This window comes from Pseudomonas sp. SMSB3 (genome assembly GCF_052041965.1).
In the GTDB taxonomy this organism is placed as follows: domain Bacteria; phylum Pseudomonadota; class Gammaproteobacteria; order Pseudomonadales; family Pseudomonadaceae; genus Aquipseudomonas.
Genome location: NZ_JBKGGV010000016.1, coordinates 15,774 through 31,114, shown reverse-complemented (window position 1 = coordinate 31,114; position 15,341 = coordinate 15,774). Strand labels below are relative to the sequence as shown.

Below are 15,341 nucleotides of genomic sequence, written 5' to 3'. Positions count from 1 at the left end.
TGCGACCAGGAGCCACGGATGTTCGACACCCTTGAAGAACACGTGCGCCAACGCGTCGCCCCAGCATCCCTGCGGGCCGAGTTCCGCCAGCACGAGTTCGTGGCCATGCGCCCGTTCTGCCGGCTGGTGTTCTCGGTCAGCACCCTCATCTGGCTGGTGTTCGACCTGATCGTCAGCTTTCTCGGAGGCCAGGGCTTCACCTGGCTCTCGTGCCTGTTCATCGCCCTGCTCTGCGGGCTTACCGTGATCCTGCACTTCACCTGGCGCAGCCAGCACTTCGATGTGCTCAACCTGCTGTTCATCGCCGTGATCACCTTGGGCATGCGCCTGGTGATCGAAGGCATACCGGTGGCGCTGCGTCCGGTGTGGCTGGTACTGGGCGTATCCACGGTGCTGTATGCGCTGTCGCTGCTACCGGTGCGGCGCTGGTCGTTCTTCTGCGCCATGCTGACGACTTGGGCGATGCTCAACCCCTTCTACCACACGCGCATCACCCTCGCGCAGCTCGAAGGCGCGATGCTGGTCAGCTACGCAGTGTTTCTCAGTGCCCTGGTGAGCTACAGCTACCTGCAGATGCGTCGGGCCAAGTTGCACAACTTCTATTTTTCCAAGGTGCTGCTGGACCAGGCCTACGTCGATGCCCTGACCGAAATACCCAATCGCCGCGCGTTCATGACCCAGGCCGAGCGCCGCTTGCGTTCGGCAATACCTGGGCAATACCTGGCAATGATCGACATCGACAATTTCAAAAGGGTCAACGACCGCTTCGGTCATGACGTGGGTGACGAGGTGCTCAAGCGGGTTGCGCAACAGATTCGCGCAGGCGTGGGCGGCCATGCCTTCGGCCGGTTGGGCGGCGAAGAGTTCGCGATCTTTTATGAAGGGCTTGAGCAGGGTGCAGCCGAGCAGCACGTTGCCGCCTTGTGCCAGCGCGTGAGGGAAGACCCTGGGCAACCACCGGTAACCATCAGTATCGGCCTGGCGCCGGTGCTGGGTGATGAAAGCCTGAGCACGGCATTGGTACGCGCCGATCAGGCACTGTACGAGGCTAAACGCAGTGGCAAGGACCGTTTCGCGCTGTGGCGGCCTGAGCAGTAGGCGGATGGCAGCGACGCCGCTGCCGCAGCCTGTGATCAACCACCACGGGGCAGGCGAATCCGAAACTGCGCGCCGCCCAGGGCCGACTGCGCCACGCTCAGGGTTCCGCCCTGCCCTTCGATCGCCCGACGACTGATCGCCAGCCCCAGTCCAAAGCCGCCGGTACTGCGATCACGGCTGCGGTCCAGGCGGTAAAAGGGTTGGAAAATGCGCTCACGTTCTTCAGGCGGAATGCCGATGCCGTCGTCTTCCACCGTCAACAGGCAGGCGCCGTCTGCTTCCAGGCGTAGCCGCAGGAGCAAGCTGCGGTCACAGTAGCGCATGGCGTTACGCACCAGGTTCTGCACCGCTCGCGCCGTCAGTCGCGGGTCGAGCACGAAGCGCGGCAGGTTGCCTTCGGCCTGCACTTCCCATTCGATTGATTTGGCCTCGAGCTCCTCGGCAAAGCCGCCAAGCACGCTGTCGACCAGCTCCAACAAAGACACCTCGACCCGCTCCCTGGCCTGATCGGCATTGTACAGGCGACTGTAGGACAGCAGTTCCAGCACCAGCTCATCCAGCTCGCGCACGTGCCCGACCAGTTCCAGCAGACGCTTGCGACTGCTCGCAGGCACCTCGTCGAACAGCAGCACCAGACCGAAATCCAGACGTGTCAGCGGTGTGCGCAGCTCGTGAGAGACCGCATCGAGCAGCTCGCGCTGCTGGTTGACATGGCGCTCCAGGTCAGTGGCCATGGTGTCGAACACCCCGGCCAGTTCGCCGATGTTGGAGTGCGGCGAGATATGCGTGCGCTCGGCCATCTGGCCCTGACCCAGACGCCTGGCAGTTTCTTTGAGGCGCTCCAGATCGCGCCAGTGCGGCCACACCCACAGCAGCAGGCAGCCCAGCAGCGCAGCGCCGATCAGCACCGTCACACCCCAGGACAGCACGTTGATGTCCAGCGGGTCAGGCGCTGCATGCAAGCGCACCAGCCACTGCTCGTCCAACGGCGCCAGGACCGTCTCGTAGTAGCCCCAGTCGGCGATGCGCACGGCGTACTGACCGTGTTCAAGGCGCGCCCTCTCCTGGGCGCTGAGCCCCGCTTGATCGATGCGCAGCAGATCGACCTGCAAGGGTGCGAATACTTCGGCCAATTCGTGTTGCACGGCTGGCCACTGTTCGCGCGGAACCTGCCGGAACTGGCGCACGATCAGTGACTGAACGCCCTTTGTCTGATCCAGGTTGTAGGCCATGAAGCGCTCATGGAACAAGCCGACGATCGCATCCGGAATCAGCAGCAACGCACCAGCATAAGCGACGATGATCAGCAGATACAGGCGGATCAGGATCTTCAGCATGCTCGCTCAGCACTCCCACTCGACACGGCTGAACAGATAGCCCTTGCCCCACACGGTCTTGATCTTGCGCGCTTCACCAGCGCTGTCATCGAACTTGCGCCGCAGCTTGGAGATGGCCACGTCCACCGAGCGGTCGGTGCCGTTGAACTCGATGCCACGCAGCTGCTGAAGGATTCGGTCACGGCTGAGGACTTCACCGGCATTGCGCGCCAGCACCACCAGCAGGTTGTACTCGCCACTGGACAGCTCGACCTCCTCTCCGCGCCAACTGACCAGGCGCTCGGCCAGATCGATGCGCAAGCCGCCGATGAGGATCTGGTGGCTGTCCAGGCGCGGTTCGTTGACGCTGCTGCGGCGCAACAGGGTGCGAATACGGGCCAGCAGCACCCGCGGCTCACAGGGTTTGGTCACGTAATCGTCAGCCCCCATTTCCAGGCCCAGCACCTGGTCGTGGCTGTCGTCACGCGCGGTCAGCATCAAGATCGGCAAGCTCAGCGAGGCCTGGCGCAGCAGCCGGCACAGTTGCAGCCCATCGATGCCCGGCAGCATCAGGTCGAGGATCACCAGGTCGGGGGTTTCCTGCCTGAAGGCGTCCAGGACCTGATCCCCGCGGGCGATGACGCGCACCTGGAAATCGTTGCGTTGCAGGTAGCTGGCGATCAGCTCGGACAGCGCGCTGTCGTCTTCGACCAGGAGGATGTTGGGCATAGGCGGCAAGACAGAGGTGGGGGATTGGCCGTGCAGAGTATAGAAAGCTACTCACCTGCAGGACTGTTCTTAACACTTTTTCACACAGGTCCTACAGCTGCTAACAGCAATCCAGGGAACGCTTGCCTTAGGATAGGCCGGTCATTATCGGAAGATCCGTATGCCTACCACCCTCCCCCCACGCCTGCGCGGCGTCGCGCTGGCGGCGTTGTTCGCCTTGTCGCTGGCCGGCTGCGACGACGCCGCCGACCAGCAACCTCAACCGCCCACGCCACACGTGCGGGTCGAAACCCTGCAACCCCAGGCCCTGGCCATCAGCACCGAGCTGAGCGGGCGTATTCTTGCGCCGCGTACCGCCGAGGTGCGCGCGCGGGTCGCTGGCGTGGTGCTCAAGCGCGTCTACCGCGAAGGCAGCGATGTGAAACAGGGCGACGTGCTGTTTCTGATCGACCCGGCACCGTTCAAGGCCGACTACGACAGCGCCCGCGCCGTGCTAGCCAAGGCGCAGGCGAGCGTCTATCAGGCGCGCCTGCAAGAGCAGCGCTACCGCCAGTTGGTCGACGACAAGGCAGTCAGCCGCCAGGAATACGACAACGCCCGTGCGGCCTTCCTGCAAGCCGATGCCGCCGTGGCCGAAGCCAAGGCGACCCTTGAGCGTGCACGCCTGAACCTGGGCTATGCCACGGTCACCGCGCCGATCGCCGGGCGCATCGGCCGCGCCCTGGTTACCGAAGGTGCGCTGGTCGGGCAGAACGAGCCAACGGCGCTTGCGACCATCCAGCAGCTCGACCCGATCCATGCCGACGTCACCCAGTCGACCCGTGAACTCACTGCCCTGCGCCGTGCCCTGCGCGCAGGCGAATTGCAACAGGTCGATGAAGGCCAAGCGCGCGCTTCGCTGATCCAGGACGACGGCAGCGTCTATCCGCTGCCAGGCAAGTTGCTGTTTTCCGATATCAGCGTCGACCCAAGCACCAACCAGATCACCTTGCGCAGCGAGTTTCCCAACCCTCAGCTTGACCTGCTGCCTGGCAGCTACGTGCGGGTGCGCCTGCAACAAGCGGTGCAGCGCGATGGCCTGAGCGTGCCGCAACGGGCCGTGCTGCGCGACAGTGCCGGCGTACCCAAGGTGCTGGTGGTCGATGACCAGGCGCGGATCAGCGAGCGCCAGGTAGTGCTGGGCAGCGCCCAGGGCGATCGCTGGGTGGTCAGCGAAGGTTTGCGCGCCGGCGAGCGGGTAGTGGTCGAGGGGCTGCAGCACGTCAAGGCCGGCGATCAGGTTCAGATCGCCGCCGATACCCCATCCATCGTCCAGCACAACGGCCAATGAGGGCCTGATCCATGCCGCAGTTCTTCATCGAGCGCCCGATCTTCGCCTGGGTGGTGGCGCTGTTCATTCTGCTTGCCGGCGCCCTGGCCATTCCCCAGCTGCCGGTGGCGCAATACCCCAACGTGGCGCCGCCGCAGATCGAGATCTATGCCGTATACCCAGGCGCCTCGGCGGCGACCATGGACGAAAGCGTGGTGAGCCTGATCGAGCAGGAGCTCAACGGTGCCGACAACCTGTTGTATTTCCAGTCGCAGAGTAGCCTGGGCAGCGCCACCATCACCGCGACCTTCGAGCCGGGCACCCAGCCGGATCTCGCCCAGGTCGACGTACAGAACCGCCTGAAGGTGGTGGAGTCGCGTTTGCCGCGCCAGGTGACCCAACAGGGTTTGCAGGTCGAGAAGGTATCGACCGGTTTCCTGTTGCTTGGCACCCTGACCTCGGAGGACGGCAGCCTCGACGAAACGGCGTTGTCCGACCTGCTGGCGCGCAACGTGATGAACGAGATCCGGCGCTTGAAGGGGGTCGGCAAGGCCCAGTTGTACGGTTCGGAACGGGCCATGCGGATCTGGATCGACCCGGCCAGGCTGATTGGCCTCAACCTCACCCCGGACGATGTGTCGGCGGCCGTGGCGGCGCAGAACGCCCAGGTCGCTCCCGGCAGCATTGGCGACCTGCCCGCGCGTGACACCCAGGAAATCACCGCCAACGTGGTGGTCAAGGGCCAGCTGAGCACCCCGCAAGAGTTCGCCGCCATTGTCCTGCGGGCCAATCCGGACGGCTCCACCGTCACGGTTGGCGATGTCGCGCGGGTCGAGGTCGGTGCCCAGGACTATCAGTACGGCACGCGCCTGAACGGCAAACCGAGCACGGCGTTCAGCGTGCAGCTGGCCCCCGGTGCCAACGCCATGCAGACCGCCACCCTGGTGCGGGCGAAAATGCAGGAGCTGTCGCGCTACTTCCCCGAAGGGGTCAAGTATGATATCCCCTACGACACCTCGCCGTTCGTCAAGGTGTCGATCCAGCAGGTCATCAGCACCCTGTTCGAGGCCATGCTGCTGGTCTTCGCGGTCATGTTCCTGTTCTTGCAGAACCTGCGCTACACGCTGATCCCTACCCTGGTGGTGCCTGTGGCACTGATGGGCACGTTTGCCGTCATGCTGGCGCTGGGTTTCTCGGTCAATGTGCTGACCCTGTTTGGCATGGTGCTGGCGATCGGCATCCTGGTCGATGACGCCATCGTGGTGGTGGAGAACGTCGAGCGGATCATGGCCGAGGAGGGTCTGGCGCCCAAGCAGGCTACGCGCAAGGCCATGGGCCAGATCAGCGGCGCGATCATCGGCATTACCTTGGTGCTGGTAGCCGTGTTCCTGCCCATGGCCTTCATGCAGGGGTCGGTCGGCGTCATCTACCAGCAGTTCTCGGTGTCGATGGCGGTGTCGATCCTGTTCTCGGCGTTCCTGGCCCTGAGCCTGACGCCAGCGCTGTGCGCGACCCTGCTCAAGCCTATCGACAAGGGTGAGCAGCATCAGCGCAAGGGCTTCTTCGGCTGGTTCAACCGCCGTTTCGAACGTCTGAGCGACGGTTACCAGTCCTGGGTCATGCAGGCGCTGCGACGCAGCGGCCGTTATCTGCTGGTGTATGGCGTGTTGCTGGCCGTGCTGGGCTTTGGCTTCAGCCAACTGCCGACGGCGTTTCTGCCCACCGAAGACCAAGGCTACACCATTACCGATATCCAACTGCCGCCAGGGGCCAGCCGGATGCGCACCGAGCAGGTCGCCGCACAGGTCGAGGCGCACAACAGCGGCGAGGTCGGCGTGGGCAATACCACGGTGATCCTCGGCTTCAGTTTCTCGGGCAGCGGGCAGAACGCGGCACTGGCCTTCACCACGCTCAAGGACTGGTCCGAGCGCGGCGCCAAGGACAGCGCCCAGTCGATCGCCGACCGCGCCAGCATGGCGTTCTCCCAGCTCAAGGACGCGGTGGCGTTCTCCGTATTGCCGCCACCGATCGATGGCCTGGGCGAATCGACCGGCTTCGAGTTCCGCCTGCAAGATCGCGGCGGGATGGGCCATGCAGCGTTGATGGCCGCTCGCGATCAACTGTTGGAGGGCGCGGGCAAGAGCAAGATACTGGTGAACGTGCGTGAAGCGGCGCTGGCCGAAAGCCCCCAGGTGGAGCTGGAGGTCGACCGCCGCCAGGCCAATGCCCTGGGCGTGTCCTTCGCGGACATAGGCTCGGTGCTGAACACTGCGGTCGGCTCCAGTTACGTCAACGACTTCCCCAACCAGGGGCGCATGCAGCGGGTGGTGGTGCAGGCCGAGGGCGATCAGCGCAGCCAGGTCGAGGACCTGCTGAAGATCCACGTACGCAACAGCAGCGGCAAAATGGTGCCACTGGCAGCGTTCGTGCAGGCCAAGTGGGTCAGTGGGCCTGTGCAACTGACCCGCTACAACGGCTACCCGGCGGTGTCGATTTCCGGCGAGCCGGCAGCCGGCTACAGTTCCGGTCAAGCCATGGCCGAGATCGAGCGGCTGGTTGCGCAGCTGCCCGCTGGCGCCGGCCTGGAGTGGACCGGTCTGTCCCTGCAGGAGCGCTTGTCCGGCAGCCAGGCACCGCTGCTGATGGCGCTATCGCTGCTGGTGGTGTTCCTGTGCCTGGCGGCGCTGTACGAAAGCTGGTCGATCCCCACCGCCGTGTTGCTGGTGGTGCCGTTGGGGGTGTTGGGTGCGGTCTTGGCGGTCACGCTGCGCGGCATGCCTAACGATGTGTTCTTCAAAGTGGGACTGATCACCCTGATCGGCCTGTCGGCGAAGAATGCGATCCTGATCATCGAGTTCGCCAAGAGCCTGGTCGATCAGGGCATGGATGCTGCCGAAGCTGCAGTCCAGGCGGCGCGCTTGCGACTCCGCCCGATCGTCATGACCTCGCTGGCGTTCATCCTCGGGGTGGTGCCATTGGCCATTGCCAGCGGCGCCAGCTCGGCCAGTCAACAGGCGATCGGTACAGGGGTGATCGGCGGCATGCTCAGCGCGACCTTGGCGGTGGTGTTCGTGCCGGTGTTCTTCGTCGTGGTCATGCGCCTGGCCGGCCGTGCTCGAGCCAAGGCTGAGCGGGCAGCGCCTGAGCAAGCCTGACTGGACAAGCTGCGCGTCGAATGAGAGGGTTCCGGGCCTACCTGCCCGGGACCCTTTTTTACATGACCGAGACCCTGCCCCCCTGCTCCATCCTGATCCTCGCCGGCGGTCGCGGCCAGCGCATGGGTGGTCGCGACAAAGGCCTGCTGCCCTGGCGCGGCGAGGCACTGATCGCACATATCCACCGCACGGTGCGGCCGCTCACCGACGATCTGGTGATCTCTTGCAACCGCAACCAGCAGGCTTACGGCCGTTTTGCCGACCAACTGGTAGGCGATGCGGAGGCGGGGTTCCCTGGCCCGCTGGCCGGGGTCATCGCCGGGCTCAAGGTAGCCAGGCATGACTGGCTGGTGGTGCTGGGGTGCGACGCACCGTTGATCGATCAGGCCCTGATCGCAGCGCTGCGCCAGCAGGCCGTGGCCGCAGCCAGCGCCGCCATGGTGCGCCAGGGTGGCTATTGGCAGCCCATGTTCAGCGTACTGCCGCGCCGGCTGCTGCCCCTGCTTGAACAGGCCTGGGCCAGCGGCGAACGCAGTTTGCACAAAGCCCTGCTGCACGAGCCGCTGCAGGGGTTGGCATGTGCCGAGGGTGACCTGCGCCTGAGCAACTTCAACAGCCCCGAGCGCTTGCAGGAGTGAGCCACGGGGCTGACGCCCGGCGTCGCGGGCATTGCCGATGTGCCTTACAATGCACCATGCCCGTGCCATCCAGCGTTCAATCATGATCCAGTCCGATCTCGATCTGTTCGGTCCACAGCCGCAGCGCCTGGCCAGCCATACCGTGCTGCTGCCTGGCTTTGCCCTGGACGTGGTCGAGCCATTGCTCGACGCCTTGCGACCGGTGCTGCGCGCCGCGCCGTTCCGGCACATGCAGACGCCGGGGGGGCTGAACATGGCCGTGGCCCTGAGCAACTGCGGCACATTAGGCTGGGTCAGCGATGCCAGGGGCTACCGCTACAGCCCTACCGATCCGCTGAGCGGCCAACCCTGGCCGGCGCTGCCCGAGGTGCTGCTCGACCTCGCCGGTCGCGCTGCCGGCACAGCTGGGTTCGACGCATTCGTACCGGACGCCTGCCTGATCAACCACTACCTGCCCGGCACTCGCCTGAGCCTGCACCAGGACCGTGACGAGAAAGATTTCGCTCAGCCGATCGTCTCGATCTCCCTCGGCCTACCGGCCGTCTTCCTGTTCGGCGGGCTGCAGCGCGCCGAGCGTACCCAACGCATCGCTCTGAACCATGCTGATGTGCTGGTGTGGGGCGGTGAAGACCGACTGCGTTTTCACGGCGTTCTGCCGATCAAACCCGGTGTGCACCCGCGTCTGGGCGAACGGCGCATCAACCTGACCCTGCGCAAGGCCGGCTAAACCGCTCCCGTCGACATCTCCTACAGGCTTATGGGAAGCGCCACCCTCCCCTGAGAAGCCATTCCTCGATAGTGTTCGAGCGGGTTTTTCAGGGAGATGCCCATTGTCCATTCAACCCGCTCTGCGCTACAGCTTTCAGGCACTGGCAGCCGATACCGAATTCGAAGTGGTGTCGTTCACCTTCGATGAAGCCTTGAGCCAGCCTTTTCAGTTGCAGCTTGAACTCGTCAGCCATCAGGACGATGTCGACTTCACCCGGCTGCTCGACCAGCCGGCGCTGTTCACCCTCTGGCAAGGGCAACGCCCGCTGCGTTACGTGCACGGCCTGGTCAGCAGCTTCAGCCAGGGTGAAACCGGCTTCTGCCGCACACGCTACCGTGCCCTCGTCGAGCCGCAACTGGCACGCGCCGGCCTCAGGTCCAATTGGCGCATCTTTCAGCACAAGGCTGTCCCGCAGATCGTTCAGGCGATGCTCGAACGTCAGGGCATCACCGATGCGCAGATAATCGCCACCGCCCCTCACGCGCAACGCGAGTTCTGCGTGCAGGCCGGCGAAACCGACCTTGCCTTCATTGCGCGATTGCTGGCCGAAGAAGGCTTCGTCTACCGTTTCGCCCACAGTGCCACACAGCATGCCTTGATCATCACCGATAGCCTGGTGACCTTCGGGCTTATCAGCCATGGCCTGATCAAGCCGGCCGACGACCACGCGGTGCTTGAAGATGCCCGGGAGGCTGGCCCTGATCAGGTACTGTACCGCGCGAGCAGCGGCGGCGAGCAAGCTGAGCCGTGCCTGCGGCGCTTGCGTTACAGCCAACAGGTGCGCAGCGTTCGGCAGGTGCAGCGTGACTACACCTTCACCAATCCTGCCTATCGCCAGGAGCATCAAGCCTGCGCCAGCGGCGCTGCGCAGCCATCTGCGGACTACGAACGGTTCGATTATCCCGGGCGTTACCAGCGTGATGCCGTCGGCAAGCCGTTTACCGAAACCCGCCTCAATGCCTTGCGTCACGATGCCTGCATCGCTGAGGTCGAAGGCGACGACATACGCCTGCAAGCGGGCTTGAGCTTTACCCTCATCGGCCATCCGCGCGAGGATCTGAACGCCCATTGGCGCATCACCGCCGTATGCCACCAAGGCACCCAGTTCACCAGCCTCGAAGAGGAAGCGAGCGGTGCCCAGCGCGGCAGCCATTACCAGCAGTGCGCCACCTTGGTTCCGCGCGGCATCGAATGGCGCCCGGCGCCGCTGGCCAAACCGCGCATCGATGGGCCGCACATGGCAACGGTGGTTGGCCCTGCCGGTGAAGAGATTTACTGCGACCCATGGGGCCGGGTCAAGGTCAGCTTTCCCTGGGACCGAGAAAGCCAGGACGACGAGTTCAGCTCCTGCTGGGTGCGGGTGTCGCAAGGCTGGGCCGGCGGTAGCTGGGGCTCGATGGCCATTCCGCGCATTGGCCAGGAGGTGATCATCCAGTACGTCAATGCCGACCCGGACCAACCGATGATCACCGGCCGCACCTATTGCGGCAATCAACTGCCGCCCTATGACCTGCCTGAACACAAGACCCGCATGACCATCAAAAGCCAGACCCACAAAGGCGATGGCTTCAACGAGTTGCGCTTCGAGGATGAGCTGGGCAAGCAGGAGCTGTACCTGCACGCCGAGCGGGACCAGAACACCGTGGTCAAGCATGACCAGAGCACCTGGGTCGGGCGTAACCGGGCGGATGAGGTGAGCCGCGACGATCATCTGACAGTTGGCCGCGACCTGCAATGCCGGATTGGCCGCGATAGGGCCGATCGCGTCGGGCGCAGCGGCCGACTCGAGATCGGCCAAGACTGCCTGGTGCAGGTCGGCAAAGACCAACTGCAGTCCATCGGTGCCAACCAGCAGCTGACGGTCGGGGGGCGCAGCGAGGTGCTGATCAAAGGCGAGGCGACCGCCACCATTGGCGGTGGCGTGACCGTGCAAACCAGCACGTACCGGCTGCAGGCCAGTCAACGAATCGAGCTGGTGACACCTGGCGGCAGCCTGGTGCTCGATCAGCAAGGCATCACCCTCAATGGCCTGGCCCTGACCCTGCAAGGGCCGACCAGCGCGAGCGCCGGCGGATCAAGCAACGCGCTGAGCCTGGATCTGCAGGCCGAGCGCAGCGCCGGCTGCCAGGAACTCAAGCGATGAGCCGCTGCAGTGTGACCGAGCGGATCAGTAGCCATCTCAGGCCGGGCGTGCACTGCTATGTGCTGATCGACTTGCTGGCCCGGCCGACGGACAGCGAGCACTCGCTACTTGCGCACCTGCAACAGGTGATCGGCAACGACCAGATGATCGCGCTGGTGCGCCCAGACCTGGACCCGCGTACAACGCTGTGCCCAGTGCTTGCATGCCTGTCCTCGGTGGCGCGAACGGCGTTTGTGCCATTGCTGAGCCTTACCGCCGAGGTGGCGCACCGCGACTTGTCACGCCGCAGACGCTTGATCTGTGGCTGGCTGCTCAGTGCAGCGCCGTTGGACACGGTCGCCGCTCAGATCCTCGACCTCTGCCAGCTGCCAATCGGCGCGGGCCCGCGCACGTTCTGTCCGATCTACGAACCGCTGCGTCTCGAGCTGCTGGCCGCCCAGCTTGAGCAGCCCGACCAAGGTCCTTGGTGGCCAATCGAGCAGTGGTTGTTCCTTGACAGCGCCGGGCACTTGACCGTCATACAGGGGCAGGCACAGGCGCAACATCAGTTGCAGACGCTGGCCAATCCAAGCGTGTTGCACAACGACGTGGCGCAGATCGAAAACATTCTGATCGCCTGGCGCATTCTGCTAGGCGATCGCGGTGATCGGCCGGCGCTGCAATTGCCTGCCGGGGCCGCTACCCACATTTCACGCTGCGTAACCCGAGCACGCAGTCTCGGCCTGAGCACCAGCGCGGACATCGAGGTGCTGGTCTTGCATTGGCTATGCGTGCACCCGGAGCTTGAAGGCCTTAAACCCATACGCGCAATGCTCGACCAGGTGATTGAGCAACAGGGCCCGCTCGCGCCCATGCTGAGTCGGGTTTCCGATGCCAGCTGGCGACAGTGGCTAGCGCTGCTGGCACAGTCCGCAGGCCGCCCATGAACATCTCCGAACGCATCGCCATCGCCGTGGCCGAGTCTTCCCTGCCCTTGCACCGCTGCAAGGCCTGTCAGCGCCAGGGCCTGCCGATCTTGCCGCTGCGCAGGGCGCTGGTGCCCGACACGCGTTTTGGCAGCGACCCCACCACGCAAACGCGCCTTGGCCTGCGCACCTTGCGCAGCGGCTACCTGTACGTGCTGCTCGACCAGCGCGTCTGGCAGGCCTTCGAAGTGACCGAGCACGGTCACCTGCGCCGTTTCGATCCTTATGCTCCGCCACTTGGACCGCCACCGCCGTTACCCGAAACCTGCGTGCACGAGAACCACGACATCCCCTCGGCGTTTCTCACCTTCGACACCGTCACCTACGGCTCGGCCTGGATCGCCTTCGCCAGCGACCCGTGGCCGATGAGTGTGCTCAATGCCTACAAGTCCGGCCAGGCGCCGGCGAGTCGCTTCGAGGGCATCGACTTGAGCCAGGCGCGCGATAACCCCGCGCTGCTTGGCCTGGCCATGACCCCGGAGCAGCTGCAGGTCGACCGCCAGGTGTTCGAATACGCCCAGCAGCTCAGCGGCCCGTTCGACAGCGCCCACGGCTTTCACAGCCGCTTTCTGCGCAAGGCCGCCTTGCGCGGCTACCTGACCAACGCCATCGCCGAGCACCAGTTGCACAACGGTGTATTGGCGCTGGTACTCGACGACAGCCTCGGGCTGGCCCAGGAATACAACCAGCAGCGGCTGAAGTGGGTGGTCCAGCGCCAGGCCTGGCGCGACGATCCGCTGCGCGCCTACCAGTTGCAGACCTCGCAGATCCTGCAGATCATCCGCGCCACCCAGCGCCAGTGGGCGGCGCAGCAGGTGCCGAACTTCGAGGCCCAGGCCGGCGACGGTCCACCGATTTTTGCCAACCCTGCCGCAGAGCGCCAACGCCAGGTCGAGATAAAGCAGCGCGAGCAGGATGAGCGGCTCGATGCGCGCTACGACGAACCGCGCCGGGCGGCCTTTCAGGCAGACTACGACCGCCAGGAAGCGCGCTTGCAGGCGCACATCGACGAGCATGCCAGCCACTACGCACAGGTGTGTGAAAGCGCTGCTTTTCACCTGATCGAACGTTACGACTATGACGGCCGCGACCGCGAATCCGGCATTGCCTACAGCACGACCCTGGCCGCATGCCTGGCGGGCGGCATCACCGAAGCGCCCTCCCCTGATGCACCACGCCCTGGCAGCAGCGCCGCGCTGTGGCGCAACTGGCTGCAGGATCCGCACAGCCCCCCCTACCGCGCCCTGCTGTTGCGCGATAAAGCCTTGCTGGCCGGCTTGCTGCCGAGCTTCTCCACCTCCGGCGCGCTCGACTGGAACGACAGCGAAAAGCTCTACAGCGCCGCAAGCAAGCTGATCGCCAGCGAAGACCTGGGCTCGGCCCTGCGAGGCGCGCTGAAACAAGCGATCACCGACCTGCAAGGCGCGGTCAATGGCGCCAGCCTGCGTCTGCATACGCATTTGGCGCCTGGCGTGCATCAGGCCGTGCGCCACCTGAACAGCGTCAATCAGCTGATCTACAACGGTGTACACCTGATCGAGCTGCAGGTGCAGATGAAGCTCGGCGAATACTACGCCTTGCAAAGCGCGCACCTGCGCGAGCTGCAGAACAGCGCCAGCGTGAAACTGGCCAAGCTGCGCGAACAGGTGATGCCCGACCTGGACGACGTGCGCGCCGGCATCTTCAAGCCGGTGGGCCGGGTTAAACCGATCATCCAGACCGGCCTGCTGAGCCTCGCCGTGCTCGACCCGAAGATCGCCCACCAGATGATTTCGGTCACCGTGTGGGTCGAGGGCAAGGGGCATGAAGTGCGCGAGCGCTTGGTCAGCGAACTGAAGCACAGTGCCGGCCAGTTCAACGAGGCAGCGAAGGCGGCGTTGGTCGAGATCAAGGTGGCGGCAGGGACACTGGAACCGCAGGCGCGGCAGGCGCTGCAACGGATGCAGATTAGCGCGGGGCAAGTGTCGCAGATGGTTAAGGGGAGTTTTGAGGGGTTAGAGCGCACGGGGAAGTCGTGGGAATTGCTACTGTCGGTGGGAGGGCTGTATTTACTAGCGGATAGCCACAGCAAGAATCTCAAGAAGGCGGAAGAAGAGATTGGGCCTAAGTTCAGCGAGGCCTTGTTGGCGCTTTACGCAACCGGGCTTGGGATTGTCGGTAGCGGGCTGGAGTTCGCAGGCTTTCTCATACCACGCCGAACCCACATACCTACCGGGCAATCGTTTGGGCGCACTGTCGCTAGGTATGGTGCCACTGTCAATGCAGCGGCGGGGGTCTTCGACGCCATGCAAGGCATCGCGGCCGCTATTAGAACAGCCAAGGCAGGTGATCGAACGGCAACGACCGACTACGCCGTCGCAGCCACGGTCGCGGCGGTGAGCACCTATACCGCCGTATTGGCAATTTCAAATGCCGCGATGATCATACCTTCGTTAATCATCGGATTATTCGCTTACCTTCTGTTCAAAACAGCAGCCCAGCAAGAATCGAATCACTTGGAGCGATGGATTCGACGTTGCTATTTCGGGAGAGCAGACGAATCGCCTCCCATTCACTGGAGCACTCCAGCTCACGCAGACATTGCTTTCGCAGAATTAAATGCTGCAACGACAGGCATTATGGGCGGAATACAGTTTGATTATAAATTCATAAACCAGCCAGTTACCACAAAAGCCGGTATACCCATAGATTTGCAAACCGTACCCAGCTTGAAATTTGAAATAAAACTGCCTGAATTTACGGCTTCTACCGGCGGCTACCGTTGGATACTGATGATAGCCCGATCGGAACAGAATGCACACCCGCGCGACCCAGCGTTGGAACGGGTCATCATTAATGATTTCGGGCTTCCTTCTCTCTTGAATAGCGCTGCAGACACATCATCAAGCACATATTTCGCAGCCCCAAAACTAGCTAGCCGACATATTCACTCAATGAAAATTGACGATAGCACTGACAAAACTGAACTCATTGACACCAGAACGCGCTTTAAAAAACTTACAGGGGAGTTAGTGCTAACAGCGGATCCGGCGCGACAGGCAATTAAGTCAGCATCGCTGCTGATTCAATACTGGCCGAATCGACTATTTCCCGATGCGTTCGCGCAAATCATCATCGAGGAGAGACGCTGATGGGAAGACTTAATCGAGAAAGTGGATGGAGGTATGATCTACCCGGACCACAAGTCTCTTGCACACTAGCCCCGAGAATCAAGAGGCT

The 15,341-nt window shown here is 63.6% G+C and carries 10 protein-coding genes; 8 read left to right on the top strand and 2 right to left on the bottom strand.

The genetic code is table 11. From position 1 onward, the window contains the following. The first annotated feature begins 18 nt into the window (after positions 1–18). Complete coding sequence (locus ACLEJW_RS20890) at positions 19–1,098, top strand: diguanylate cyclase domain-containing protein (RefSeq protein WP_440778180.1); 1,080 nt, start codon at positions 19–21, stop codon at positions 1,096–1,098. A gap of 35 nt (positions 1,099–1,133) precedes the next feature. On the opposite strand, the gene ACLEJW_RS20885 is transcribed toward ACLEJW_RS20890, so the two are convergent. Both ACLEJW_RS20885 and ACLEJW_RS20880 read right to left on the bottom strand, forming a co-directional pair. Continuing rightward, positions 1,134–2,435 carry an ATP-binding protein gene (locus tag ACLEJW_RS20885; protein ID WP_145192379.1) on the bottom strand — a complete coding sequence of 434 codons (1,302 nt, stop codon included), beginning with the start codon at positions 2,433–2,435 and terminating at the stop codon, positions 1,134–1,136. Positions 2,436–2,441: 6 nt separating this feature from the next. Next, entirely contained in the window at positions 2,442–3,143 is a 702-nt protein-coding gene (locus tag ACLEJW_RS20880; RefSeq protein ID WP_145192376.1) for a response regulator transcription factor, read from the bottom strand. 160 nt (positions 3,144–3,303) lie between these two features. Here ACLEJW_RS20880 and ACLEJW_RS20875 point away from each other — a divergent pair, with 160 nt between their 5' ends. From ACLEJW_RS20875 to ACLEJW_RS20845, 7 genes are all read left to right on the top strand, one after another. Beyond that, positions 3,304–4,473 (top strand): efflux RND transporter periplasmic adaptor subunit, encoded by a 1,170-nt coding sequence (locus tag ACLEJW_RS20875; RefSeq protein ID WP_313299760.1) that lies wholly within the window; start codon positions 3,304–3,306, stop codon positions 4,471–4,473. Between the two features lie 11 nt (positions 4,474–4,484). Continuing rightward, positions 4,485–7,607 (top strand): multidrug efflux RND transporter permease subunit, encoded by a 3,123-nt coding sequence (locus ACLEJW_RS20870; protein WP_440778179.1) that lies wholly within the window; start codon positions 4,485–4,487, stop codon positions 7,605–7,607. A gap of 62 nt (positions 7,608–7,669) precedes the next feature. Further along, positions 7,670–8,245: a molybdenum cofactor guanylyltransferase MobA gene (mobA, locus tag ACLEJW_RS20865; RefSeq protein WP_313299755.1), complete on the top strand. Its 576-nt coding sequence runs from the start codon at positions 7,670–7,672 to the stop codon at positions 8,243–8,245. Between the two features lie 82 nt (positions 8,246–8,327). Then, positions 8,328–8,972 carry a DNA oxidative demethylase AlkB gene (alkB, locus tag ACLEJW_RS20860; RefSeq protein ID WP_313646182.1) on the top strand — a complete coding sequence of 215 codons (645 nt, stop codon included), beginning with the start codon at positions 8,328–8,330 and terminating at the stop codon, positions 8,970–8,972. 103 nt (positions 8,973–9,075) lie between these two features. Further along, a complete protein-coding gene (locus ACLEJW_RS20855) occupies positions 9,076–11,157 on the top strand; it encodes a type VI secretion system Vgr family protein (RefSeq protein ID WP_440778178.1) in 2,082 nt (693 codons plus the stop codon). Beyond that, positions 11,154–12,083: a hypothetical protein gene (locus tag ACLEJW_RS20850; protein ID WP_440778177.1), complete on the top strand. Its 930-nt coding sequence runs from the start codon at positions 11,154–11,156 to the stop codon at positions 12,081–12,083. Before ACLEJW_RS20855 ends, ACLEJW_RS20850 begins: the two co-directional genes overlap by 4 nt. Beyond that, a complete protein-coding gene (locus ACLEJW_RS20845; RefSeq protein WP_440778176.1) occupies positions 12,080–15,253 on the top strand; it encodes a T6SS effector BTH_I2691 family protein in 3,174 nt (1,057 codons plus the stop codon). The genes ACLEJW_RS20850 and ACLEJW_RS20845 overlap by 4 nt, the downstream gene beginning before the upstream one ends. Positions 15,254–15,341 lie beyond the last annotated feature (88 nt).

Bases quoted from the DNA above. Each gene is read 5' to 3' on its own strand.
- ACLEJW_RS20890 (WP_440778180.1), top strand. From the start codon at position 19: ATGTTCGACACCCTTGAAGAACACGTGCGCCAACGCGTCGCCCCAGCA.
- ACLEJW_RS20885 (WP_145192379.1), bottom strand. From the start codon at position 2,435: ATGCTGAAGATCCTGATCCGCCTGTATCTGCTGATCATCGTCGCTTAT.
- ACLEJW_RS20880 (WP_145192376.1), bottom strand. From the start codon at position 3,143: ATGCCCAACATCCTCCTGGTCGAAGACGACAGCGCGCTGTCCGAGCTG.
- ACLEJW_RS20875 (WP_313299760.1), top strand. From the start codon at position 3,304: ATGCCTACCACCCTCCCCCCACGCCTGCGCGGCGTCGCGCTGGCGGCG.
- ACLEJW_RS20870 (WP_440778179.1), top strand. From the start codon at position 4,485: ATGCCGCAGTTCTTCATCGAGCGCCCGATCTTCGCCTGGGTGGTGGCG.
- mobA (WP_313299755.1), top strand. From the start codon at position 7,670: ATGACCGAGACCCTGCCCCCCTGCTCCATCCTGATCCTCGCCGGCGGT.
- alkB (WP_313646182.1), top strand. From the start codon at position 8,328: ATGATCCAGTCCGATCTCGATCTGTTCGGTCCACAGCCGCAGCGCCTG.
- ACLEJW_RS20850 (WP_440778177.1), top strand. From the start codon at position 11,154: ATGAGCCGCTGCAGTGTGACCGAGCGGATCAGTAGCCATCTCAGGCCG.
- ACLEJW_RS20845 (WP_440778176.1), top strand. From the start codon at position 12,080: ATGAACATCTCCGAACGCATCGCCATCGCCGTGGCCGAGTCTTCCCTG.